This window comes from Bradyrhizobium sp. 521_C7_N1_3 (assembly GCF_052075975.1).
Lineage (GTDB): Bacteria > Pseudomonadota > Alphaproteobacteria > Rhizobiales > Xanthobacteraceae > Bradyrhizobium > Bradyrhizobium japonicum.
The window spans coordinates 265,631-288,160 of the sequence record NZ_CP197232.1; the positions used below are offsets into that span (position 1 = coordinate 265,631).

The following is a 22,530-nucleotide window of genomic DNA, read 5'->3' on the forward strand; positions in this document are numbered from 1 at the left end:
CCTCGTTTCACGTGAAACAACGGCCTCACCCAGTTTCTACTTCCGGCTTCTCTGCCTCTGCGATAGAAGTCCGGCCATGCGAACAGAGCGAGAGATTTTCGACGTCATCGTCATTGGCGGCGGCCACGCCGGCTGTGAGGCCGCGGCTGCTTCCGCCCGGATGGGTGCGACGACCGCTCTGGTGACGCACCGTTTCTCCACCGTCGGTGCGATGTCCTGCAATCCCGCCATTGGCGGTCTGGGCAAGGGCCATCTGGTCCGCGAGGTCGATGCTCTCGATGGCCTGATGGGCCGGGTCGGCGATGCCGGCGGCATCCAGTTCCGCGTCCTCAATCGCCGCAAGGGCCCAGCGGTCCGCGGTCCCCGAGCTCAGGCCGACCGGAAGCTCTATGCCGCAGCCATGCAGGCCGCGATCCGGGACACCGAAGGTCTTTCCGTCATCGAGGGCGAGGCGGACGAGCTGATCGTGGTCGAAGGCCGGGTCACCGGACTACGCCTGGCGGACGGCCGCGAGCTTCGGGCAGGGGCTGTCGTCGTCACAACCGGCACCTTCCTCCGTGGCCTGATCCATCTTGGCGAGAAGAACTGGCCCGCCGGCCGGGTCGGCGAAGCCCCGGCGATGGGTCTTTCCGCCTCCTTCGAGCGCGCTGGTTTCACCCTTGGACGGCTCAAGACCGGGACTCCGCCGCGTCTGGATGGCACCACGATCGACTGGTCCGCGGTCGAGATGCAGCCCGGAGACGAGCCGCCGGAGCCGTTCTCGGTGATGACCGAGCGGATCACGACCCCGCAGATCCAGTGCGGGATCACCCGAACGACCTCCGCGACCCATGAGGTGATCCGGGCCAACGTCCATCGCTCCCCGATGTACTCCGGCCAGATCAAGAGCTCCGGACCGCGCTACTGTCCCTCGATAGAGGACAAGATCGTTCGCTTTGGCGACCGCGACGGCCATCAGATCTTCCTGGAGCCGGAGGGGCTCGACGATAGCACCGTCTATCCCAACGGCATCTCGACCTCACTGCCGGAGGAGGTCCAGCTCGCGATCCTCGCCAGCATTCCTGGCCTGGAGCAGGTGAAGATGGTCCGTCCGGGCTATGCCATCGAATACGACCACATCGATCCCCGCGAGCTCGATCCGACCCTCCAGACCAAGCGTCTGCGTGGCCTGTTCCTGGCGGGTCAGATCAATGGCACCACCGGATACGAGGAAGCTGCCGGGCAGGGTATCGTGGCCGGCCTGAACGCGGCTTTGGCCGCGAGCGGCGCCGCCCTGACCGTGTTCGACCGTGCCGATGGCTATCTCGGCGTGATGATCGACGACCTCGTCACCCGCGGGATCAGCGAACCCTATCGGATGTTCACCTCTCGCGCCGAGTACCGGCTGACGCTGAGGGCGGACAACGCCGATCAGCGTCTCACCGAGAAGGGGATTGCGCTGGGATGCGTCGGGAGTGCCCGGACGCGGCATCACCGCGCCAAGATGGACGCCCTGAATGCGGCCAGGGCGCTGTCGAAGTCCCTGACTATAACCCCGAACGAGGCGATCAAGCACGGCCTGTCCCTGAACCGGGACGGCCAGCGCCGCTCGGCGTTCGAGTTGATGGCCTATCCGGACATCGGCTGGAGCCAGGTCCGGACCATCTGGCCGGAGCTGTCGGCGATCGACCCGGTCATTGCCACCCATCTGGAGATCGACGCGAAATACGACGTCTATCTCGAGCGCCAGAGCGCCGACGTCGAAGCTTTCAGGCGAGACGAGGGGATGGTGCTGTCGGACGTCGATTACCAGCAGGTCCCCGGTCTTTCCAATGAGGTGCGGGCCAAGCTGGAGAAGGCGCGACCATTCACCGTCGGCCAGGCTGGCCGGATCGACGGGATGACACCGGCAGCGCTCGGCATTCTCGCGGCCTATCTCCGGCGCGAGGCACGGAAGACCTCAAAGGCGATCGCATAGGCGTTTCACGTGAAACAGCGCGGGCCGGGCGGCAGATCGTCATCAGGGAAACCAGTGGCAGGTGAGGGCGCGAGCCGTCGATCCGAGCCGACGCCGATCAAACCGAAGATCGATAAGGCCAGCGCCAACGATCGGTCGCTGGACTCCATCATCGCAGCGGACAAGCTCGCGGCGCTCAGGCTCGCCCCCGTTTCACGTGAAACCGAAGACCGGCTTGACCGCTACATCGCACTGCTCCGGGAGTGGCAGGCCAAGACCAATCTGGTCGCGCCTTCGACCCTGCCGCAGCTCTGGACCCGGCACATCGCCGACTCGCTCCAGCTTGTCGATCTCGCCCCTTCGGCCAAACGCTGGGCCGACCTCGGCAGCGGCGGCGGCTTTCCCGGAATCGTCCTCGCCTGTGCCATGGCCGGGACGCCTGGCGCCAGCGTCCATCTCGTTGAGCGAATCGCCAAGAAGGCCGCCTTTCTACGCGAAGCAGTTCGCGTCACCACATCTCCGGGGGTCGTACATCTCGCTGAGATCGGGGATAATGTGGATAGAATCACCGGCCCCGTCGATTGCGTCACCGCGCGTGCGCTGGCTCCGCTACATCAACTCATCGGCTTTGCGGAGCCGCTGATGCGCCAAGGTGCAAAAGCGCTATTTCCGAAGGGTCAAGATGTAGAGGCTGAATTGACCGAAGCCGCTAAATATTGGAATATCCAGCCGCAGCTTCACCAAAGCCGGACCGGCGACGGTTGGATCGTCGAGCTGACGTCGGTCGAGCGGCGCTAAGGCGTTCAGGGGTCGAGTGGGGAATTTGCGATGAGCGTGATTGACGAACCGCAGCAAGAACAGACCGCCGAAGAACAGGCCACCCAAGAACAGGCCGCTGAGGTCCCGCAGGGCCACCCGCGCATTCTGGCGCTGGCGAATCAGAAGGGCGGCGTGGGAAAAACAACCACGGCGATCAATCTCGGCACGGCACTCGCTGCGATCGGCGAGCGCGTCCTGATCGTCGATCTCGATCCGCAGGGCAACGCCTCGACCGGCCTCGGCATCGATCGCCGCAACCGCTCCTGCTCGACCTATGACGTGCTGATCGGTGAAGCCCCTCTGCGTGAAGCGGTGGTCTCGACCGCGGTGCCGCGGCTGCACATCGCGCCCTCGACCATGGACCTCTCCGGCCTCGAGCTCGAGCTCGGCACCACGCCCGGCCGCGCCTTCAAGCTGCGCGACGCCATCGGCGCGCTCAACAACAACGTCTCGCCGGACGCCGATTACACCTATGTGCTGATCGACTGCCCGCCCTCGCTCAACCTGCTCACGGTGAACGCGATGGCGGCCTCCGATGCGATCCTGGTGCCGCTCCAGTGCGAGTTCTTCGCGCTCGAAGGTCTGTCGCAACTGCTCCAGACGGTGGAGCAGGTGCGCTCGACGCTCAATCCGAACTTGTCGATCCACGGCATCGTGCTGACCATGTTCGACTCCCGCAACAACCTCTCGAATCAGGTCGTCGCCGACGTCCGTCAGTTCATGGGCGAGAAGGTCTACAAGACCATGATCCCGCGCAACGTGCGCATCTCGGAAGCGCCGTCCTATGGCAAGCCGGTCCTGGTCTACGATCTCAAATGCGTCGGCAGCGAAGCGTATCTGCGGCTCGCCACCGAAGTGATCCAGCGCGAGCGCGAGCTGCGCGTCGAGCATTGACGATGCCGTAGGGTGGGCAAAGGCGTCTTCGCCGTGCCCACCATCTTCCGCACACAACTGGTGGGCACGTTTCGCTTTGCCCACCCTACGATAATTCAGTTCTGGAGTGTTGCACCGTGAATCCAAGGGAGCTGGCGATGGCCGACGAAGCGCGTTCGCGACTGGGCCGGGGTCTTGCGAGTCTGATCGGTGATGTCGGCGGCGAGGCTCAGCATGTCGATCGTCCGCGCGCGCAGCGCAAGGTGCCGATCGAATTCATCAAGCCCAATCCGCGCAACCCGCGCCGCGCCTTTTCGGAAACGGAGCTCAAGGAGCTCTCCGATTCGATCAAGCAGCATGGCGTGATCCAGCCGATCGTCGTGCGTCCGGTCAAGGGCGCACAGGATCGCTTCGAGATCATCGCCGGCGAACGGCGCTGGCGCGCATCACAGATGGCCGGCCTGCACGAAGTGCCGATCGTGCCGGTCGACATCAGCGACAGCGATGCGCTGGAGTTCGCGATCGTCGAGAACGTGCAGCGCGAAGACCTCAACCCGATGGAAGAGGCGCTCGGCTATCACGCGCTCGCCAACGAGTTCAAACGCAGCCAGGACGACATCGCAAAGGTCGTCGGCAAGAGCCGCAGCCACATCGCCAACATGATGCGGCTGACGAAGCTGCCGGCCGAAGTGCAGGCCTTGATCACGAGCGGCGAGCTGACCGCCGGCCACGCCCGCGCGCTGATCGGCGTGCCCGATCCGGTCGCGTCAGCCAGGCGCATCGTCGCGGAAGGCCTCAACGTGCGCCAGGCCGAGGCGCTCGCGCATGAAGAGGGTGTGCCGGAGCGCAAGCCGCAGAAGGCGCGCAGCACCGGGGGGAAGGAAAAAGACCCCGACACGATCGATCTCGAAAAGCGCGTCAGCGATGCGCTTGGCCTCAAGGTCACGGTCAATCACCGCGACCCCGGCGGCTCCGTCCAGATCAACTACCGCAACCTCGATCAGCTCGACGAGGTGATGAAGCGGCTGGCGAAGGGCGCGCTGTAGACGCACCGACTCTATCACCGTCACCCCCGCGCAATGGCGAAGCCATTGTCGCTAGAGGTGGCCGCTTCTTCAGCGGCCCTCGAAGGGCGACGGCTCCGCTGCATCGGGGCCGTTCATCCTTCGAGGCTCCCCACGCGCCGCGTTGCGCCGCGCGGCTCGCACCTCAGGATGACGGATTTGGCGCTTCGCACCGTCGTTGCGACGCGCAACTCTCTCTCCACACGTCATTGCGAGCGAAGCGAAGCAATCCAGAACCTTTCCGCGGAGAGACTCTGGATTGCTTCGTCGCTTGCGCTGCTTGCAATGACGTGGAGAGAGCGGTGCCTCAGCCGCGCCGCTTCGCATTCGCGGCGATGGCCATCAACGTGCGCTGGGCGATGGCGGCGGCGAGGGTGGATTGCTTGCGGGTGTCGAGCGCAGCGGTCGCGAGCTGCTCGATGATTGCGGCGAGCCGCGCCACGCTGAAATTGCGCAGCGCCGTTTCCACCGCGGGCTTTCGCGAAAAATGCAGGCGCGGATAGCCGCCCTCGAGAACGGCGGAGGCAGGCTGGCCGTCGGCGATCGCGAGCGCAGATTTGTGCAGCCACGCGGCCTGGCGCTGCGCGGCGGAGATGATCACGCCGGGATAGGTGCCGGCGATCATGGCCTTTGCAAATTCGGTCTCGACGATGTCGGGCCGGCCGGCGAAGGCACCGTCGACGATGGGGTCGAGTTTCAGCTCGGACGCATCGGCAACGACGGACATCACGTCATCCAGCGTGATCTCGCCTTTGCCATGCGCATAGAGCGTCAGCTTGCGCAGCTCATTGCGCGAGGCTTGGCGGTCGCCGCCGAGGAATGACATCAGGGCCGCGCGGGCATCCTGCGCGATGCGCAGATTGGCGATGCGGAGCTCGTCGTCCATCAGCTTGGCAAGGTCGCGCTCGGTGTCGGGATAGCACCCGATCGCCACGGCCGTCTTGGCGCGCTCGCAGGCCTTGCGCAGCGGCGATTCCGGGCGCAACTCGCCGGCCTCGATCACGATGCGGCAATCCTTCACGCCCATCTCCGCCAGCGTATCGATACCGCTGGCAAAGCTGCGCGAGCCGGCGCGGACGCGGATGGCGCGGCGGCCGCCGAACAACGGCACCGTCATGGCTTCATCGACGAGCCGCGACGGCTCGGCGGAGAGTTCGTCACCGTCGAGCTTGACGAGTGAGAAGGGATCGTTGGGATCGTCGACGGCCGAGGCAATCAGTGCATCGGCGCGCTCGCGCACGAGGCCGGCATCGGGACCGTAGAGCAGGATGATCGGTCGGCCCCCGTCGGGACGGGCGAGGAAGGCGTCGATCTCTTTTCCGCGCAGCGCGACCATCGGGCCCAACTGTCATTTCGGGCCCGCAAAGCGCGAACCCGGAAATCTCGATCAATAATCTCTGGATTCCGGATCCGCCGTGCGGGCGCTCCGGAATGACGGGGATGACTTAAGTGCCGGCGGTGAAGAACGAGGCGAGGCGAGTGTTGATGTTCTCGGCGATCTCGTTGGCGGCACGATCCTCGGCATCGCGAAGGGCCCGGTTGCGGGCAAAGCGCTGGTAGGAGCCGGGCATGTCATAGGACACGCGCGCGAACGTCGTGCCGGTCATGACCGACTTGCCGCTGACGACCTCGATCAAATTGTACTGGGCGTCGATGCCGTAGTTTTCACTGTTCGGCAGGCCGGTATTGGGATCGACGATCAGCGACGTTTTGCTGGTCGCGAAGCGAATCTCCAGGCGATGGGTCGGCGGCATGCCCGTGGCGCTGCCGTAGAGCTTGAAGGCCAGGGCGTTGCGGACCTCGACGCCGACGCGGGCTTCGCGGGAGGCATTGGGCTTGTTGATCGGCGGAAGGTCGACCCCCATCAGCTTCTCGCGCAGGCCGGGGGTGCCGTCGGTACGCTCGGCATACATCGGCTGGAAGCAGCCAGCCGTCAGAGCCGCCAATGCGGCGACCGCCAGCAAGCGGGCTGCGATGCGGATCCTAGCCGACAACATTCACGATCCTCTTGGGGACGATGATCACCTTGCGGACGGGCTTGCCGTCCAGGGCCAGCTTTACCGCATCGAGGGCCAAAACGGCAGCCTCGATTTCCGGATTCTGGGCGGCTGTTGCAACTGTGACCTCACCCCGCTTCTTGCCATTGACCTGGACCACCAGGGTCACGCTGTCTTCAACCAGCAAATCGCGTTCGATTTGGGGCCAATCGGCCTCGGAAACCAGCCCGCGATGGCCCAGAACCTGCCAGCACTCCTCGGCCAGATGCGGCATCATCGGGGAGAACAGCTGGACCAGGATCTGGCTGGCCTCCCGGACCGCCCATGCGAGGTCAGCTGTGGGCTGGCCGGGGCGCTGGAGCACCTCCGAAAACGCGTTGGCGAATTCGCGGATATGGGCAAGGCAGACATTGAAGTGCAGCCGCTCGATGCCGGTGGTGACCTTGTCCAGCGCGCCATGGGCGGCCTTGCGCAAGGCGATCGCATCCGGGCCGAACGCGGCTGGCCGGGCCGCGGGGGCAGCCTTGCAGAGTTCCATCGCGTCGTTCACCAGCCGCCACAGCCGCTGCACGAAGCGGGAGGCGCCCTGGACGCGTTCGTCGCTCCAGATCACGTCGCGGTCGGGCGGGGAGTCCGACAGCATGAACCAGCGGGCGACGTCGGCGCCGTAGGTCTCGATGATGTCGTCGGGGTCGACCGTGTTCTTCTTCGACTTAGACATCTTCTCGATCGGACCGATCTGGATGTCTTCGCCTGACGTCAGCAGCGTCGCGCGCCGGCCATTGCCGCCGACCTCGATCTTCACCTCGGCCGGCTGCACATAGGTGCCGTCGGCCTTCTGATAGGTCTCGTGCACCACCATGCCCTGGGTGAACATGCCGGCGAACGGCTCGTCCAGCGCGATGTGCCCGGTCGCCTTCATCGCGCGGGTGAAGAAGCGGCTGTAGAGCAGATGCAGGATCGCGTGCTCGACGCCGCCGATATACTGGTCGACCGGCAGCATCCGGTTGGCGACGGCTGGCGTCGTCGGCGCGTTCTGGTTCCAGGGATCGGTGAAGCGCGCAAAGTACCAGGACGAATCCACGAAGGTGTCCATGGTGTCGGTTTCGCGCTGGGCCTTGCCGCCGCATTTGGGGCAGGTGACGTGCTTCCAGGTCGGGTGATGGTCGAGCGCGTTGCCCGGCCTGTCGAAAGTCGCGTCATCAGGCAGCGTCACCGGCAGGTCGGCGTCCGGCACCGGCACCACATCGCATTTGGGGCAATGGATGACCGGAATCGGGCAGCCCCAATAGCGCTGCCGTGAAATGCCCCAGTCGCGCAGGCGGAAATTGACCTGACGCTCGCCAACCGGCGCGTTGCCGCGCAGTTCGCCTTCCAGGCGCTTTGCGACCTCGTCCTTGGCCTGCTCGATGGTCATGCCGTCGAGGAAGCGCGAATTGATCATGCGGCCGTCACCGTCATAGGCGGTGTCGGTGATGACGAACGTCTTCGGGTCCTGGCCCTCGGGGCACACCACCGGCGTGTTGCCGAGATTGTACTTGTTGACGAAGTCGAGGTCGCGCTGGTCGTGCGCGGGGCAGCCGAAGATCGCGCCGGTGCCGTATTCCATCAGCACGAAGTTCGCGACATAGACCGGCAGCTTCCAGCTCGGATCGAACGGGTGCACCGCTCGGATGCCGGTGTCAAAACCCTGCTTTTCCGCGGTGTCGATGATCTCTTGCGCGGTGCCGATCTTCTTGATGTCGGCGATGAACTGGGCAAGCTTCGGGTTCTTCGCGGCGGCTGCTTGAGCCAGCGGATGATCCGACGAGATCGCCATGAATTTGGCGCCGAACAGCGTGTCCGGGCGCGTCGTAAAGATCTTCAGCTCGCTCTCGCCGGCGGGCGTCGTCGCCTGATCCAGCGCGAAGCGGACCAGCAGGCCCTCGGAGCGCCCGATCCAGTTGCGCTGCATCAGCCGCACCTTGTCGGGCCAGCGGTCGAGCCCATCCAGTGCCGACAGCAGCTCCTGCGAGTACTTCGTGATCTTGAAGACCCATTGGCTCATCTCGCGCTGCTCGACGATCGCTCCGGAGCGCCAGCCGCGGCCGTCGATCACCTGCTCGTTGGCAAGCACGGTCATGTCGACCGGATCCCAGTTGAGCTTGCGCTTCTCACGCTCGGCGAGGCCGGCGGCGAGCATGTCCAGAAACATCTTCTGCTGATGCTTGTAGTAGCTGGGGTCGCAGGTCGCGAATTCGCGCGACCAGTCCAGCGACAGCCCGATCGAGCGGAGCTGTTTCTTCATCGCGGCGATGTTGTCGTAGGTCCAGGCCTTCGGCGCGACCTTGCGCTCGATGGCGGCGTTCTCGGCCGGCAGGCCGAAGGCGTCCCAGCCCATCGGGTGCAGCACGTTGAACCCCTTGGCGCGCATGAAGCGGGCCAGCACGTCGCCGAGCGTGTAGTTGCGGACATGGCCGATATGGATGCGCCCGGACGGGTAGGGGAACATCTCGAGCACATAGTATTTTGGCCGCGAGTCGTCGTTCTTGGAGACGAAGATCGCCTGCTGGTCCCAGGCGGCTTGCCAGCGCGGTTCGGCGTCGCGGGCGTTGTAGCGTTCGGAGGTCATGGAATCGTTGGGTTTTCGTGGATTCGGCCGTCTAAAGACGGCGGACTAGGCCATAGAAGTCCTTAGGGGGTCAATGGGTTGCCGCTGGCGGCGGCCCTCCGCAGGGCTGCTCCGCTAAAGTACGGACCAGCCCATTGGGATCGGATTAAGGGGTCGGTGCGAGGTTGGCCGCCAACAGCACCCCGCCAGGCGATGGAATCAGACTTCGACGATCTCGATTACGACTATGCCGCGTCCATCGCCGGACGGGCGGTGCGGAGCATGGCCGAGCAGCGGATACCGCCGACGCCGGCCAATTTTGCCGTCTGGTTCCACTATTTCGCAGGCAGCCATGACGACCTGCGCAATGCCATCGAACTCCTGATCGACCACAACCGTCCCTTCGACGCCAGGACCAACCAGGATCTGTTCGAGACCTATGTCGCGCCCCGGGCGGGCGCCGTCGCCTCCGAGACGTCCGATCGGCTGCATGCCCTCATGGGGGCGGCGAAGGAGTTTCTGGCGACGGCCATGGCCGACAATCATTCCCAGATGCGGGCGATCAGCGAGGTCGCCGATCGGGGCAGGGCCGGCGTCGATCCGAAGGCGCTGGTCGCCCAGCTCATGAATGAGCTGGCGCGGGCCGCCACGAGGGCGACGCGGCTCGAGGCCGGCTTTGCGGAAAAGACCCGCGAGCTCGACGTGATCCGCGACTCGCTCTCCAAGTCCGAAGAGCGCGCCCGGACCGATGTGCTGACGGGGCTGGCAAACCGGAGGGCGCTCGATGAATTCCTGCGCAAGGCACAAGCGACCGCGGATTGGGGCGAGCCGCTCGGCGTGCTGATGCTCGACATCGACCACTTCAAGGCCTTCAACGACAATTTCGGCCATGGCGTCGGCGACCAGATGCTGCGCCTGATTGCGAAAGTGCTGCGCGAAAAGGTTCGCGAGCAGGATCTGTCGGCCCGCTATGGCGGCGAGGAGCTGATCGCGGTGCTGCCGGATGCCGATCTCGCCACTTGCGCCGAGATCGCCGAGCGCATCAGGCGCGCGATCGCCGAATGCACGATCACGCGCCGCTCGACCGGCGAGACCCTGCCCAACATCAGCGTGTCGATCGGCGTGGCGCAGTACCGGACCGGCGAGGCGATCACCGATCTCATCGAGCGCTGCGACCGCGCGCTCTATCTCGCCAAGGGCGGCGGCCGCAATCGTGTGGTCACGGAGGTCGAGCTCGATCGCGCTACGGCTGCGGGCTAGGCGCTCGCCGCCAGCATCATGTCGGCCGCTCCGTTCTCGATCACCTGGATGCCGTGCTCCATGACATTGTTGCGGCCGCGGTGTTTTGCGGCGTAGAGCGCGGCGTCGGCGGCTTCGATGAGATCGCCGGGGCGCAGCGTCTCGTTCGGCTTCGTCGCAGCAACGCCGATCGAGACGGTGACGATCATGTGGGCGGAGGTGATGTGCGGCAGGCACAGCTTCAGCACGGCCGCGCGCACCTGCTCGCCGATCTCGACGGCGCGGTTCACGTCGGTGTTCGGCAGCAGCAGGCAGAACTCCTCGCCGCCATAGCGGGCCGCAAAGCCCATCGTGTCGGCGGCGATGCCGGACAAGGATTCGCCGAGCCGGGTCAGGCAGGAATCGCCTTCGAGATGGCCATAGGTGTCGTTGAACAGCTTGAAGTGATCGACGTCGATCATCAGCAGCGCGAGCTCGCTGCCATATTGCTGCGCGCGCATCCATTCGAAGTCGAGCCGGCTCTGGAAACCGCGGCGATTGGCCAGCCCCGACAGCATGTCGATCGAGGCCATCACGGTCAGGCGGTCGTTGCTCGCGATCAGCTCGCGCTCGCGCTGGCTGAGCTGCGCGGCCATCGCGTTGAAGGCGCGGGCCAGCGGCACGAACTCGGCCGGCAGCCGGTTGCGCGCGGCGCGGGCCGAGAGATCGCCTTCGCCGAGGCGCTTGGCCATGTCGGCCAGCATCTCGATCGGCTTGATCACGAGCTTCTCGGCGGCGATCAGCGCGCCGAGCAGGACGAACAGGACGACGAACGCGAGCTGGAGATAGGCGGTGCGGATGTCGCGGCTGACCGCCGCGGACACCTTGTCCTCGTCGATGCTGGCAATCAGGCGGGCATTGGTGCCGGCGATACGGATATAGCTCACCGCACGGCGGGAGCCGTCGGCGGCGAGAAAAGAGAGTGAGCCCTCGTCCTGGTCCGAACGCAGCGCCCTGTCGGCGATCGCCGACATCAGCGGCATGTTGTCGAGCGGACGGCCGATCACGCTGTGCTGGTCAGCCGGCGCGGCGAGCACGGTGCCGGCACTGTCGACCAGCACTGCGGTGATGCCGGCACGGCCGCCGAGATTGCTCATGACCTTCGACATCCAGTCGAGGTTCACGGTGGCGAGCACGACTGCATCGGCGACACCGCTGAAGGCCGACACCGGATAAACCGCCATCACGGTCGGCGACGGCACGGGCCGCGACAGGATGAAGTCGCTCAGCACGAAGCGGCCGGTTTCCTGCGCCTGCTGGAAGTATGGCCGGTCGCTGAGGTCGAGGCCGACATACATGTTGTTGGTGGCGCACTGGATGCGTCCGTCCTGGCCGGCGATCAACAGCGTGCGGATCCAGGGAAGGTTCGACGGCAGGCTCGCGCGCAGCACGTCGCAGCTCTTGCTGATGCCGCCGGCGGAGGCGCGGATGAAGGCTTCAGATTTCAGGATGGTTTCTACCGACGAGATCACTTCGCGCTGCGCATCGGCGCTGTGTCTTGCAATAGTGGTGAATTCGGTCGCGGCCTGCGCGATCTGCCGCGCGCGCGTGTCCTCGAGCGAACGGATGCGCTCGAACATCAAAGGCGTCACCAGAATCACCGCGAGCAACGCAAGCCGTGCCCGGATTCCGAGAACCTGCTTGAGTTTCACTCGTTTGCGGTTGAAACTGACGTTTGCCATCTTCGCTGCCCACCCCATTGGCCAAGGTAAAGCGAAGGGTTCAAAAACTCTTTCTTGAACTCGGTAAAATTAGAACTAGCTCCGCAACAATCCAGTCCGAACCGACGTCATGACCGAAACCAACGCCGCGCCGGTAACCGGCCATTCACCAAACGCGCTCGCCGTGGTCGAAGCCGAAATTGTCCGCGCCTGCAAGGAAGCGCGGCGCGATCGCGCCTCCGTGACGCTGATCGCGGTATCCAAGACGTTCGCCGCGGATGCAATTATCCCGGTCATCGACGCCGGACAGCGCGTATTCGGCGAAAATCGCGTGCAGGAGGCCAAGGGCAAGTGGCCGGCGTTAACGTCCGCTTATTCCGGCATCGCGCTGCATCTGATCGGGCCGCTGCAATCCAACAAGGCGAAGGAGGCGGTGGCGCTGTTCGATGCCATCCATTCGGTCGACCGCCCGAGCATTTGCCAGGCGTTAGCCAAGGAAATCGAATCCCAGAACAGGCACCCGGAGCTGTTCGTCCAGATCAACATCGGCGAGGAGCCGCAGAAGGCCGGCATCGCTCCCGGCGAGGCCGATGCCTTCATCGCGAGCTGCCGCGACAGCTATGGGCTGACGATCTCCGGGTTGATGTGCATCCCGCCGGTCGACGAGCCGCCGGCGGCGCATTTCGCGCTGACCGCCAAGATCGCGGCGCGCAATGGATTGAAGAATCTCTCGATGGGCATGAGCGCGGACTTCGCCACCGCGATCATGCTCGGCGCCACCCATGTGCGCGTCGGGAGCGCGATCTTCGGGCATCGGTAAGAGGCGTCATCGGCGGCCGCGCCCAGCAACGGCTTTCGAATTCGTCATTGCGAGCGCAGCGAAGCAATCCGGAGTCTTTCCGCGGGGACAGTCTGGATTGCTTCGCTGCGCTCGCAATGACGGCGGTGTGTGAGGCCGCCTCTACGCAAACCCCACCGACACCTGCCCCAGCACACCGAAATCCACCGCGAAATGATCGCCGGCCTGGATCGGCAGCGGCGGATGGCACGTGCCCGTCGTCACCACCTCCCCTGCCCGCAAGGTGATGCCGAGCCCGCGCAGCTCGTTGGCGAGCCAGGCCAAGGCGACACGGGGATCGCCGAGCACGTTCTTGCCGTGGCCGAGATAGCGCTGGCCGCGCAGCGTGATCTGCGGACGCTCCTCGACGAGATCCATGGCGCGCCAGTTCGCACTCGTCGCTGCGCCCAGCACGAACAGATGCGCGCAGGCATTGTCGGCAATCAGCTGCGCCTCGCCGGCGCTGGTGAAATCGCCAAAGCGCGAGTCGGGAATCTCGACCGCGGGATGCAGGGTGTCGACGGCGGCGAGCACGTCGTCGACACTGTACTGCGTCGCGCGCGGCGGCAGATCACGGCCCATGCGGAAGGCGAACTCGGGCTCGCCGACGCGCATCTCGTTGCCTTTCATCGACGCCGTGCCACCGTCGGCGATCACGGTGTCGCTCATGATGCGGCCGGCCAGCGGTCCCGCGACGTTGATGTGCTTCTGTCCGGCCTCGCTTGTCGCCGCGATCTTCCAACCGAACAATTGTCCAAGCGATTGGTTTTCGAGGACGGCCTGGATGGCATAGCCATCAGCGCGGCTCTGCGGCCGCAACCGCGGCTCCAGCGCGTCAAACTTGGTGCCGTCGCGCCAATGTTTGACCAGGACCTGCGATGCGGCGGCGATCTGATCCTTGTCGAGCATGTGCCCTCACCCGATGATGATTCTTGTTCTTGGTCCCAGTCGCCGCAGCAATTGCAGCATCGCCGCTTTGGTCATCGAGACGCAGCCTGCGGTCGGCCCGAAATTGTCGCGCGCCAGATGCAAGAACACCGCGCTACCGCGGCCGGCGATGCGCGGTCTGGTGTTGTGGTCAATTTCGATGATGAAGTCATAGAGATGGTCGGTCCGCTTGAGACGGTCACCGCCCTGCTCCGGCGCGAGCCGGATCGCTTGATTGTAGTGGCGGTCCCCGGCGTCCTCGCACCAGGCGTCCGTGTCGCCGATGGTCCGGGCCGGAAGAAAGGTCCGCGGACGGCTGTGGCGGTCGCCCCGCCACCACAATTGCCTGGGACGGAAGCTGCCCCGCGGGGTGCCGCCATCGCCCTCCCGCTTGTTTGCCAGGATTCCGCCCCGCCCCAGCGCCACCGGGATCGTCAGCGCGCCGGCCGTCAGCCAGCCCCGGCGCGGATTCCCGGCAGCAGGTTTAACGCGGATCGCCTGGAGCGGTCCGGAGCTTCGATTCCTTAGGTAACTAGCTGAATCTACTTTGTTTTTCATGTGAACGTGCGATGTCGAATTCATTACAGGACATTCATCAAAACGGCCTGAGATTTTGAGTTAGAGTGGTTCCGGCTTGTGAATCGGTAACAGCCCACTACTTCAACACGAACAACAATAATAACGGCGACCCCCCTAACTTTCCCTCGCGGTTGGGTGCAGCATGCATGCGCGCCGAGCCGGACTCCAAAAGGATGACCCCCTATGGCCAATGCCCGCAAGATCCTGATCGTGGATGACGATACCGATCTGCGCGATACGTTGGTGGAGCAATTATCGCTGCACGAAGAATTTGAGGCCTCCGCCGTCGATACCGGCGCCAAGGGCGCGAGCGCCGCGAAGGCCAATGCCCCCGATCTGGTCCTGATGGATGTCGGCCTGCCCGACACCGATGGCCGCGAGGTGGTTCGTTCCTTACGCAAGGGCGGCTTCAAGGCCCCGATCATCATGCTCACCGGGCATGACACCGATTCCGACACGATTTTGGGGCTGGAATCCGGCGCCAACGACTACGTCGCAAAGCCCTTCCGTTTCGCCGTGCTGCTGGCCCGCATCCGCGCCCAGCTCCGCCAGCACGAGGCCAGCGAGGACGCGGTGTTCTCGGTCGGCCCCTACTCCTTCCGCCCCGGCTCGAAGATGCTGACCGCGGCCAATGCCCGCAAGGTCCGGCTCACCGAGAAGGAAACCGCCATCCTCCGCTTCCTCTACCGGGCCGGCCAGATGCCGGTCTCGCGCGAGACCCTGCTCCAGGAGGTCTGGGGCTATAATTCCGGCGTCACCACCCACACGCTGGAAACCCACATCTACCGCCTTCGCCAGAAGATCGAGAAGGACGCCGCCAATCCGGAGATCCTGGTCACGGAAGCCGGTGGCTACAAGCTGGTGCCGTGATACGCTTTAGGGGCGTGCGAATCGTTTTAGATCGCATGCCCTTTGAGCCCCGGACCTGAATGTCAATCGACGACGACGTAGCGCTTCTCGAGCGTGTCCCGACACTGCGCTTGTTGGGAGACGCGTCGTTGCGCATGCTGGCGATCGGCTCCGAGCAGCGCAACTTCGTTCGCGGCGACGTCCTGTTCAATCTCGGCGACGAAGCCGATGCTGGCTACGTGGTTCAACGCGGCGCCTTTCGGGTCGACGACGGTGCCGGCGCGGAGATGATCGCCGGACCCGGCGCGCTGATCGGCGAGCTCGCGCTGGTGGTGCCGATGAAGCGGCCGTCGAGCGCGGTCGCGCTGGAGCACGCCTCCGTCATCCGCGTCGCGCGCAGCTTGTTTCAACGCGTGCTCGAGAGTGATCCCGCGGCTGCGGTGCGTCTGCGTGACGAATTCGCGGTGCGCTCCAGCCAGATCGCGAGCGATATCCTGATGGCGGGCGCGAAGCTGACGTCGTAGCTGTCGTCGCTTCGTAGCCCGGATGGAGCGAAGCGTAGTCCGGGGCAGTCTTTCCGTACGCACCAATCCCGGATTGCGCTGCGCTCCATCCGGGCTACGGGCTTTCGAGATTAGACCTCCAGCGTCACCGTCACCGGCACGTGGTCGGACGGGCGCTCCCAGCTCCGCGCGTCGCGCAGGATATTGAAATCGCTGACCGCGTCCTTCAATGCGCGCGAGACCCAGATGTGGTCGAGCCTGCGGCCGCGATCACCGACGGTCCAGTCGGCGGAGCGATAGCTCCACCACGTGTAGACCTTCTCCGACATCGGAAAACGCTCGCGCGCAACGTCGACCCACTCACCGGCTGCCAGCGCGGCTTGCAGCTTCTCGGTCTCCACTGGTGTATGCGAGACTACTTTCAGAAGCTGCTTGTGCGACCAGACGTCGTTCTCGTGCGGCGCGACGTTGAGATCGCCGACCAGGATGTGGCGATCCTCCCCGCGCGGATGCAGCGGCTCGCAGGCCTTCATCTCGTCGAGGAAGCGCAGCTTGTGGTCGAATTTCTCGTTCAGCGCGGGATCGGGAATGTCGCCACCGGCGGGCACGTAGAAATTATGCAGCACCAGCGGCTTTGCGATGCTGGCCTTCTCGCCGAACGAGACCGAGATGTGGCGCGAATCCACCTTGTCGCAGAAGGTGCGGATGTCTTTCGATTCGAACGGAATCTTCGAGACGATGGCGACGCCGTGATAGCCCTTCTGCCCGTTCAGCGCGACATGCTCATAGCCGAGCCGCTTGAAACGCTTCAGCGGAAAGGCATCGTCGATGCACTTGGTCTCCTGGAGACACAGCACGTCCGGCCGCGCGCTCTTGAGAAACTTCGCGACCAGGTCGATGCGCAGCCGCACCGAATTGATGTTCCAGGTTGTCAGGGAAAGACGCATGAGGGACGCGTCTTAGCATGGATTGGCGCGGGGAAAATGCTTGTCCACAGCGAGCTCTCGTAGGGTGGGCAAAGCGAAGCGTGCCCACCATGCCTGCTGTAAGGAGGAAAGATGGTGGGCACGGCGCAAGTGCGCCTTTGCCCACCCTGCGAGAGCACGGCGCCTATCCCGGCGACGGGCCGTAATTGGTGAAATCGATCTTGAACATGGCAGGATCGAGCTTCTTGCCCGCATCGAGATTGTAGACCGCGATCGTGGTGTCGTAGCCCTGCGGGTCGGTGACGGTCCACTGCTTCAACTGGCCGTCCTTGGCGCCGAACATCAGCAGCAGGCGGCTGGTGCCGACCAGCGCCTGCTTCTCCTCGATGGTGACGCTGACGAAGACGTCGTCGGCGGAGACGTTGACGACGTTGGTGTCCTTCATCAGGTCGATGCGATCGGACAGCAGGAAGCGCAGCGGCGTCTGCGACAGCGGATAGACGTCCTGGGTCGCGAGCTTGCGGTCGCGCACCACCAGCGACGATCCGTCGGCGACGATGTCGATCGGGCTCGGCGCGTCATATTCGAAGCGCACCTTGCCGGGCTTCTGGATGTAGAAGTCGCCCTGCGTCTTGCTGCCGTCAGGGCCGACCTGGACGAAATTTCCAACCAGCGTCGACAGCGAGGACAGATAGGCGCTGACCTTGGCCGCCTGCGCCTTCTGGTTGGCGTCGAAGGTCTGGAAGATGCTGCTCGGCACGTTGCGGCGCGGATCCGGGATGACCGGGTTCGGCGGCGTCTGGGTCGCGCCGGTGACGGCCGGGCCTCCCGCTGCTCCGCCATCGCGGCCCTTCGGCGCGGGCTTCGGCACGGGCACGGTCTGCGCGAACGACGCCGCGGTCACCATCGCGGCGGTGACGAGAAGCACGCCGGCCATGCGCGCACTTCGCGCGGCGATGGTGGCAGCGAATCGAATGTCCGGATGTCTGATCAACGCGTCGTCCTGTGTGGCTGGGCGCCTTTTTAGCGTGATTTCGTAAATGCAGATATCGATTTTGCGTGAAATTATGTTCAGGAGGCGGCTCTGCCTCACATATGGCTGTCTTCTTCCTCGACCAGAATCTCGCGCTTTCCGGCGTGGTTGGCGGGTCCGACGATGCCTTCCAGTTCCATGCGCTCCATCAGCGAAGCGGCGCGGTTATAGCCGATCTGGAGCCGGCGCTGGATGTAGCTGGTCGAGGCCTTGCGGTCGCGTTTTACGATGGCCACGGCCTGTTGGAAGAGATCGCCGCCGCCATCCGCGCCCATGCCGCTGGCGTCGAACACGGCGCCACCGTCCTCGTCCTCGGTCGGCTCGTCGGCCGTGACGGCCTCGAGGTATTCGGGCTGGCCCTGCGTCTTGAGGTGACGCACCACCTTCTCGACTTCTTCGTCCGACGCGAAAGGTCCGTGCACGCGGCTGATGCGGCCGCCGCCCGCCATGTAGAGCATGTCGCCCTGCCCGAGCAGCTGCTCGGCGCCCATCTCGCCCAAAATGGTGCGGCTGTCGATCTTGGACGTCACCTGGAACGCGATGCGGGTCGGGAAGTTCGCCTTGATGGTGCCGGTGATGACGTCGACCGACGGGCGCTGCGTCGCGAGGATCACATGCAGGCCGGCGGCGCGCGCCATCTGCGCGAGGCGCTGCACCGCGCCTTCGATGTCCTTGCCGGCGACCATCATCAGGTCGGCCATTTCGTCGACGATGATGACGATGTAAGGCAGCGGGTCGAGCGAGAGCTTCTCTTCCTCGTAGATCGCCTTGCCGGTTTCCTTGTCGAAGCCGGTGTGCACCGTGCGCGTCGGTTCCTCGCCCTTGGCTTTCAATTCGAGCAGGCGCGTATTGTAGCCGTCGATGTTGCGCACACCGAGCTTGGCCATGTTCTTGTAACGCTCTTCCATCTCGCGCACGGCCCATTTCAGCGCGACCACCGCCTTCTTCGGGTCGGTCACGACGGGGGTGAGCAGATGGGGAATGCCGTCATAGACGGAGAGTTCGAGCATCTTCGGATCGACCATGATCAGGCGGCACTGGTCCGGGCGCAGCCGGTAGACCAGGCTGAGGATCATGGTGTTGATGGCGACCGACTTGCCGGAGCCGGTGGTGCCGGCGATCAGCATGTGCGGCGTGCGCGCGAGGTCGATGATCACGGGGTCGCCGCCGATGGTCTTGCCGAGGCAAAGCGGCAGCTTCGCAACCGTGTCGGTCGCTTCCTTTGCGATCAGCAGTTCGCGCAAATAGACCTTTTCGCGATGCGCGTTCGGCAGTTCGATACCGATGGCGTTGCGGCCCGGCACGACCGCCACGCGCGCCGACAGCGCGCTCATCGAGCGGGCGATATCGTCGGCGAGCCCGATCACGCGCGACGACTTGATGCCGGGCGCCGGCTCCAGCTCGTACAGCGTGACCACGGGACCCGGATTGGCCTTCACGATCTCGCCGCGCACGCCGAAATCCTGCAGCACGCCTTCGAGCGAGCGCGAATTGGCTTCCAGCTCGGCCTTGCTGAGCGGCTGGCGATCGCCCGCCTTGGGCGCGGCCAGAACGGACACGGACGGAAGCTCGAACTTGTCGGATTTCTTGGAAGCGGCCTTCGGTGCAGCCTTCTTGCGCGGGGCGCGCGCGGCCGGCTCTTCCTCTTCCTCCTCCTCCTCCTCGTCTTCCTCTTCTTCGTGCTCGTCCTCGTCAATCTCGTCTTCGGACTGCGGCGAGATCGACGGCGCGGTGCGGCCGCCGCCGAGATTCGGCTCCTGGCGGCTGAACGCAACGGCCTTGGTCTTCGGTCCGCTCGAAACCAGCGAGCGGTAAGCGGTGCCGAGCAGCCAGATCAGCCGCGCCTTCGTGCTCATCAATGCGTGGAACAGCCAGCCCAGCGACACCGAGCCGCGATCGCTCTCCTCGTCCTCGTCGAGCGGCTTGTCCTCGTCCTCGATCTCCGCGAGCTCGTCGTCATGCTCGCGCGCACCGAGGCCGCAGGCGATCAGGAAGGTCGCGCCCATCGCGGCGAACAGGATCGTCCCCAGCACCATGCGATAGATCGTGCCCGCCGGTCCGAAAATCACCGCGGGCGCGCGCACCAAGGCATCGCCGACCACGCCACCGAGGCCGGTCGGCAGCGGCCAGGCGCCGCCATGCGGCCAGCAGCTGACGAAGCCGGCCGCGATCACGGTGCAGAGAATCCAGGAACCGAGCCGCAGTGCCTCGCGGTCGAACGGGCGATGGGTCATCATGCGCCAGCCCCAGACCGCGACCGTCAGGATCAGCATGATCGCGCCGAGCCCGAGGATCTGCATCGCAAGGTCGGCGCCGATCGCGCCGGCATAGCCGAGAATGTTGCGGATCGGCCGCGAGGTCGCGTGGCTGAGGCTTGGATCCTGCACCGACCAGGTCATCAGCGCGGCCGAGGCGACGCCGGACAATGCAATCAGGCCGAGACCGGTAAGCTCGCGCATACGTCGCGCCAGCCCTTCGCGGATCGACGGTGGCAGATGGCCGACCAGTGGAATGACACGTTCGATTGCCGACATGCTCATGGGCCCCGCCTAACCCAGAGTCTCGACCAGGCGGTGCAGCGCCTGCGCCGTGGTCTCGCCATCCTGCACCAGCGCTAGGCGAATGAAACCTGCGCCCGGATTGAAGCCGTCGGGCTGGAGCCGCGCCAGATAGCTGCCGGGCACCACGCGTACGCCTGCTTCCTTGAAGAGCTTGAGCGTGATCGACACGTCGTCGCCGAGCGCGGACGTGTTGAGCCAGACGCAGAAGCCCGCGTCAGGCCGGCGATAGCCGTAACGATCGCCGATGATCTGGTCGGCGAGATCGAACTTGATCCGGTAGAGCCGGCGGTTCTCCTCGACATGCGCCTCGTCGCCGTAGGCAACGGTCGCGACATGCTGGAGCGGCACCGGCACCTGCGGCGCCGCGATGTTGCGCAGCTCGAGGAACATGCCGATGAATCGCTTGTCGCCGGCGGCGAAACCGACGCGCAGGCCTGGCAGGTTGGAGCGCTTCGACAGCGACTGGAACGCAACCACGCGGGTGAAATCAGGGCCGGCGCATTCGAGCGCGCTGCCCGGGGCCTCGCGGGTGTAGATCTCCGAATAGCACTCGTCGCTGAGGATCACGAAGCCGTAGCGGTCGGCGAGCTGCTTCAACCGTCTGAAATAGTCGGGCTTGGCGACCGAGCCCTGCGGATTGGCGGGCGAGGCCAGATAGAACGCCACCGTGCGCGCCAGCGTCGCTTCGTCGATGGCATCGAGATCGGGCAGGAAGCCGTTTTCGACGGTGGTCGGCAGGTAGACCGGCTCGCAGGCCGCGGCGCGGGCGCCGGCGCCATAGACCGGATAGAACGGGTTCGGCATCAGGATCGCGGGCTTGCCGGGGCGCGGACCGACATAGCGCGCGGCCGCGATCGCGGCGAGGAACAGCCCCTCGCGGCTGCCATTGAGGACGAGAATCTCGCTTTCGGGATCGAGCGGCCGCGGTAGCTTGAAGCGCGACGACAGCCAGGCGCCCGCTGCCGTGCGGAACGGGTCGGTGCCCTTGTTCGCGGGGTAACGGCCGAAATCGGCGATGTGCTTGGCCAGCACTGGGCCGACGAAGTCAGGTACGGGATGCTGGGGCTCGCCGACTGCAAGCGTAATCAAGGGCTTACCCGGCTGATGGGGGGCCAGCAGCTCGTTCAGCCGGACGAAGGGCGAGCGTTCGCTATCGGAGCTTCCACTGTCCTGCGGCGCACGGGATGAAGCGGTCATAGCCATTCTGGACGCCAGCACTCTTGGAACAGCCGGTCGCACCAAGGCGCCGGCGGGAAGCGGTTCACTTCACCATAGATAGGGCGAGGTTAAGACGCGATTAACCATCGGCTTTCCGCGCCATCAAGAGTCATTTCCGTGACCCGGATTGGAGGTCCGGCCCCGTTCAGAGGGGGAATAATGAGGCCGGATACTGCGGATGGGGCGGGCCCGGGTTCCGTCAAGGCCGGGCTTGTCCCGGCCATCCACGGCCTTCCTGGCACGCCCAAGAACGTGGATACCCGGGCCTTCGCCTCGCCGAAGCGGCTTCGGCCGCGCAGGCGGGACGAGCCCGGGCATGACGAGTCTCTCGGGATAGGCGCGCTCAGTGCCCCGGCAGCTTCTCGAACGTCGCCATGCCCGCCGGGATCGCGTGAAACTCCTGCTTGTCGCAGGTGTAGATCGCCATCTGCGGATGGAACTGCTTTGGCTCGTCCAGGGTGCCGACCTTCAGGATCGCCGCGGGCAGGCCCGGAACCTTGGTCACCAGATGGGTGCCGCACTCGGCGCAGAATTCGCGCGTGACGGCGCGTTCGAGGTCCTTGCGCGTGAACTGCTTGGGCTGCCCGGTGATGTAGCTGAAGCCGGCCACCGGCATCGCGATGAAGGTGTTGGGTGCGCCGCCCGAGATGTACTGGCACTCGCGGCAATGACACTGGGCCTGCATCATCGGATCGCCTTCGGCCACGTAGCGCACTTCGCCGCAATAACATCCGCCTTCCAAACGCATGACGACCTCCCGGTTTGTTTTTCGTTGTGGTCGATATTTCTGCGCCGGCAATCTGAAATGGCAATCCCTTTCTTTGTTGCGCAGGACAAAGAAGGCAAAAAGAAAGGGGCTTCAGCTTGCGCTGAAGCCC

Annotated in this window: 19 protein-coding genes; 8 read left to right on the forward strand and 11 right to left on the reverse strand. The window is 65.0% G+C overall.

Translation table 11 applies throughout. The annotated features are described in order from the left end of the window. Positions 1 to 76: 76 nt before the first annotated feature. From mnmG to AB7008_RS01200, 4 genes are all read left to right on the forward strand, one after another. The gene (mnmG, locus tag AB7008_RS01185) at positions 77 to 1,957 is read left to right on the forward strand and encodes a tRNA uridine-5-carboxymethylaminomethyl(34) synthesis enzyme MnmG (RefSeq protein WP_441258301.1); all 1,881 of its coding nucleotides are present in this window, start codon (positions 77 to 79) and stop codon (positions 1,955 to 1,957) included. Between the two features lie 96 nt (positions 1,958 to 2,053). Then, positions 2,054 to 2,734, forward strand: coding sequence for a 16S rRNA (guanine(527)-N(7))-methyltransferase RsmG (rsmG, locus tag AB7008_RS01190; RefSeq protein WP_439711329.1), 681 nt, complete (start codon positions 2,054 to 2,056; stop codon positions 2,732 to 2,734). Between the two features lie 30 nt (positions 2,735 to 2,764). Then, on the forward strand, positions 2,765 to 3,649 hold the full coding sequence (locus AB7008_RS01195) for a ParA family protein (RefSeq protein WP_441258302.1): 885 nt from the start codon (positions 2,765 to 2,767) through the stop codon (positions 3,647 to 3,649). 137 nt (positions 3,650 to 3,786) lie between these two features. After that, complete coding sequence (locus AB7008_RS01200) at positions 3,787 to 4,674, forward strand: ParB/RepB/Spo0J family partition protein (protein ID WP_441258303.1); 888 nt, start codon at positions 3,787 to 3,789, stop codon at positions 4,672 to 4,674. Positions 4,675 to 4,999: 325 nt separating this feature from the next. On the opposite strand, the gene holA is transcribed toward AB7008_RS01200, so the two are convergent. The 3 genes from holA to leuS all read right to left on the reverse strand — a co-directional run bounded on the left by holA (position 5,000) and on the right by leuS (position 9,300). Next, positions 5,000 to 6,028: a DNA polymerase III subunit delta gene (gene holA / locus AB7008_RS01205; protein WP_071908756.1), complete on the reverse strand. Its 1,029-nt coding sequence runs from the start codon at positions 6,026 to 6,028 to the stop codon at positions 5,000 to 5,002. 109 nt (positions 6,029 to 6,137) lie between these two features. After that, on the reverse strand, positions 6,138 to 6,689 hold the full coding sequence (gene lptE, locus AB7008_RS01210; RefSeq protein WP_028158692.1) for an LPS assembly lipoprotein LptE: 552 nt from the start codon (positions 6,687 to 6,689) through the stop codon (positions 6,138 to 6,140). After that, the gene (gene leuS / locus AB7008_RS01215; protein ID WP_441258304.1) at positions 6,676 to 9,300 is read right to left on the reverse strand and encodes a leucine--tRNA ligase; all 2,625 of its coding nucleotides are present in this window, start codon (positions 9,298 to 9,300) and stop codon (positions 6,676 to 6,678) included. Before leuS ends, lptE begins: the two co-directional genes overlap by 14 nt. 192 nt (positions 9,301 to 9,492) lie before the next feature. Between leuS and AB7008_RS01220 the strand changes: the two genes are divergently transcribed. Next, on the forward strand, positions 9,493 to 10,539 hold the full coding sequence (locus AB7008_RS01220; RefSeq protein ID WP_304492263.1) for a GGDEF domain-containing protein: 1,047 nt from the start codon (positions 9,493 to 9,495) through the stop codon (positions 10,537 to 10,539). Here the strand turns inward: AB7008_RS01220 and AB7008_RS01225 are convergent. Further along, a complete protein-coding gene (locus AB7008_RS01225) occupies positions 10,536 to 12,239 on the reverse strand; it encodes a diguanylate cyclase domain-containing protein (RefSeq protein WP_248880850.1) in 1,704 nt (567 codons plus the stop codon). The two genes, AB7008_RS01220 and AB7008_RS01225, sit on opposite strands and share 4 nt — an antisense overlap. Before the next feature lie 109 nt (positions 12,240 to 12,348). On the opposite strand from AB7008_RS01225, the gene AB7008_RS01230 reads away from it, so the two are divergent. After that, positions 12,349 to 13,038 carry a YggS family pyridoxal phosphate-dependent enzyme gene (locus AB7008_RS01230; protein ID WP_304492264.1) on the forward strand — a complete coding sequence of 230 codons (690 nt, stop codon included), beginning with the start codon at positions 12,349 to 12,351 and terminating at the stop codon, positions 13,036 to 13,038. Positions 13,039 to 13,179: 141 nt separating this feature from the next. Here the strand turns inward: AB7008_RS01230 and AB7008_RS01235 are convergent, their stop codons facing one another. Both AB7008_RS01235 and AB7008_RS01240 read right to left on the reverse strand, forming a co-directional pair. Continuing rightward, positions 13,180 to 13,965 carry a 2-keto-4-pentenoate hydratase gene (locus AB7008_RS01235; RefSeq protein WP_304492265.1) on the reverse strand — a complete coding sequence of 262 codons (786 nt, stop codon included), beginning with the start codon at positions 13,963 to 13,965 and terminating at the stop codon, positions 13,180 to 13,182. Between the two features lie 6 nt (positions 13,966 to 13,971). Further along, positions 13,972 to 14,541, reverse strand: coding sequence for a L,D-transpeptidase family protein (locus tag AB7008_RS01240; protein WP_304494304.1), 570 nt, complete (start codon positions 14,539 to 14,541; stop codon positions 13,972 to 13,974). Between the two features lie 204 nt (positions 14,542 to 14,745). On the opposite strand from AB7008_RS01240, the gene AB7008_RS01245 reads away from it, so the two are divergent. Beyond that, positions 14,746 to 15,432 carry a response regulator transcription factor gene (locus AB7008_RS01245; RefSeq protein WP_007598630.1) on the forward strand — a complete coding sequence of 229 codons (687 nt, stop codon included), beginning with the start codon at positions 14,746 to 14,748 and terminating at the stop codon, positions 15,430 to 15,432. Positions 15,433 to 15,491: 59 nt separating this feature from the next. After that, positions 15,492 to 15,935 (forward strand): cyclic nucleotide-binding domain-containing protein, encoded by a 444-nt coding sequence (locus AB7008_RS01250; protein ID WP_028158686.1) that lies wholly within the window; start codon positions 15,492 to 15,494, stop codon positions 15,933 to 15,935. Between the two features lie 110 nt (positions 15,936 to 16,045). Here the strand turns inward: AB7008_RS01250 and xth are convergent, their stop codons facing one another. From xth to AB7008_RS01275, 5 genes are all read right to left on the reverse strand, one after another. After that, the gene (gene xth, locus AB7008_RS01255) at positions 16,046 to 16,861 is read right to left on the reverse strand and encodes an exodeoxyribonuclease III (RefSeq protein ID WP_028158685.1); all 816 of its coding nucleotides are present in this window, start codon (positions 16,859 to 16,861) and stop codon (positions 16,046 to 16,048) included. A gap of 163 nt (positions 16,862 to 17,024) precedes the next feature. Further along, positions 17,025 to 17,777 carry an outer membrane lipoprotein carrier protein LolA gene (locus AB7008_RS01260; protein ID WP_028158684.1) on the reverse strand — a complete coding sequence of 251 codons (753 nt, stop codon included), beginning with the start codon at positions 17,775 to 17,777 and terminating at the stop codon, positions 17,025 to 17,027. Between the two features lie 152 nt (positions 17,778 to 17,929). Next, entirely contained in the window at positions 17,930 to 20,413 is a 2,484-nt protein-coding gene (locus AB7008_RS01265) for a DNA translocase FtsK (RefSeq protein WP_441258305.1), read from the reverse strand. A gap of 9 nt (positions 20,414 to 20,422) precedes the next feature. Beyond that, entirely contained in the window at positions 20,423 to 21,637 is a 1,215-nt protein-coding gene (locus AB7008_RS01270; protein ID WP_304492267.1) for an aminotransferase class I/II-fold pyridoxal phosphate-dependent enzyme, read from the reverse strand. Between the two features lie 358 nt (positions 21,638 to 21,995). Then, positions 21,996 to 22,400 carry a GFA family protein gene (locus AB7008_RS01275; protein WP_028158682.1) on the reverse strand — a complete coding sequence of 135 codons (405 nt, stop codon included), beginning with the start codon at positions 22,398 to 22,400 and terminating at the stop codon, positions 21,996 to 21,998. Positions 22,401 to 22,530 lie beyond the last annotated feature (130 nt).

Coding starts and splice junctions, on each gene's coding strand:
- mnmG (WP_441258301.1), top strand. CDS start 77: ATGCGAACAGAGCGAGAGATTTTCGACGTCATCGTCATTGGCGGCGGC.
- AB7008_RS01195 (WP_441258302.1), top strand. CDS start 2,765: ATGAGCGTGATTGACGAACCGCAGCAAGAACAGACCGCCGAAGAACAG.
- AB7008_RS01200 (WP_441258303.1), top strand. CDS start 3,787: ATGGCCGACGAAGCGCGTTCGCGACTGGGCCGGGGTCTTGCGAGTCTG.
- holA (WP_071908756.1), bottom strand. CDS start 6,028: ATGGTCGCGCTGCGCGGAAAAGAGATCGACGCCTTCCTCGCCCGTCCC.
- lptE (WP_028158692.1), bottom strand. CDS start 6,689: ATGTTGTCGGCTAGGATCCGCATCGCAGCCCGCTTGCTGGCGGTCGCC.
- leuS (WP_441258304.1), bottom strand. CDS start 9,300: ATGACCTCCGAACGCTACAACGCCCGCGACGCCGAACCGCGCTGGCAA.
- AB7008_RS01220 (WP_304492263.1), top strand. CDS start 9,493: ATGGAATCAGACTTCGACGATCTCGATTACGACTATGCCGCGTCCATC.
- AB7008_RS01225 (WP_248880850.1), bottom strand. CDS start 12,239: ATGGCAAACGTCAGTTTCAACCGCAAACGAGTGAAACTCAAGCAGGTT.
- AB7008_RS01230 (WP_304492264.1), top strand. CDS start 12,349: ATGACCGAAACCAACGCCGCGCCGGTAACCGGCCATTCACCAAACGCG.
- AB7008_RS01235 (WP_304492265.1), bottom strand. CDS start 13,965: ATGCTCGACAAGGATCAGATCGCCGCCGCATCGCAGGTCCTGGTCAAA.
- AB7008_RS01240 (WP_304494304.1), bottom strand. CDS start 14,541: ATGAAAAACAAAGTAGATTCAGCTAGTTACCTAAGGAATCGAAGCTCC.
- AB7008_RS01245 (WP_007598630.1), top strand. CDS start 14,746: ATGGCCAATGCCCGCAAGATCCTGATCGTGGATGACGATACCGATCTG.
- AB7008_RS01250 (WP_028158686.1), top strand. CDS start 15,492: ATGTCAATCGACGACGACGTAGCGCTTCTCGAGCGTGTCCCGACACTG.
- xth (WP_028158685.1), bottom strand. CDS start 16,861: ATGCGTCTTTCCCTGACAACCTGGAACATCAATTCGGTGCGGCTGCGC.
- AB7008_RS01260 (WP_028158684.1), bottom strand. CDS start 17,777: ATGGCCGGCGTGCTTCTCGTCACCGCCGCGATGGTGACCGCGGCGTCG.
- AB7008_RS01265 (WP_441258305.1), bottom strand. CDS start 20,413: ATGAGCATGTCGGCAATCGAACGTGTCATTCCACTGGTCGGCCATCTG.
- AB7008_RS01270 (WP_304492267.1), bottom strand. CDS start 21,637: ATGGCTATGACCGCTTCATCCCGTGCGCCGCAGGACAGTGGAAGCTCC.
- AB7008_RS01275 (WP_028158682.1), bottom strand. CDS start 22,400: ATGCGTTTGGAAGGCGGATGTTATTGCGGCGAAGTGCGCTACGTGGCC.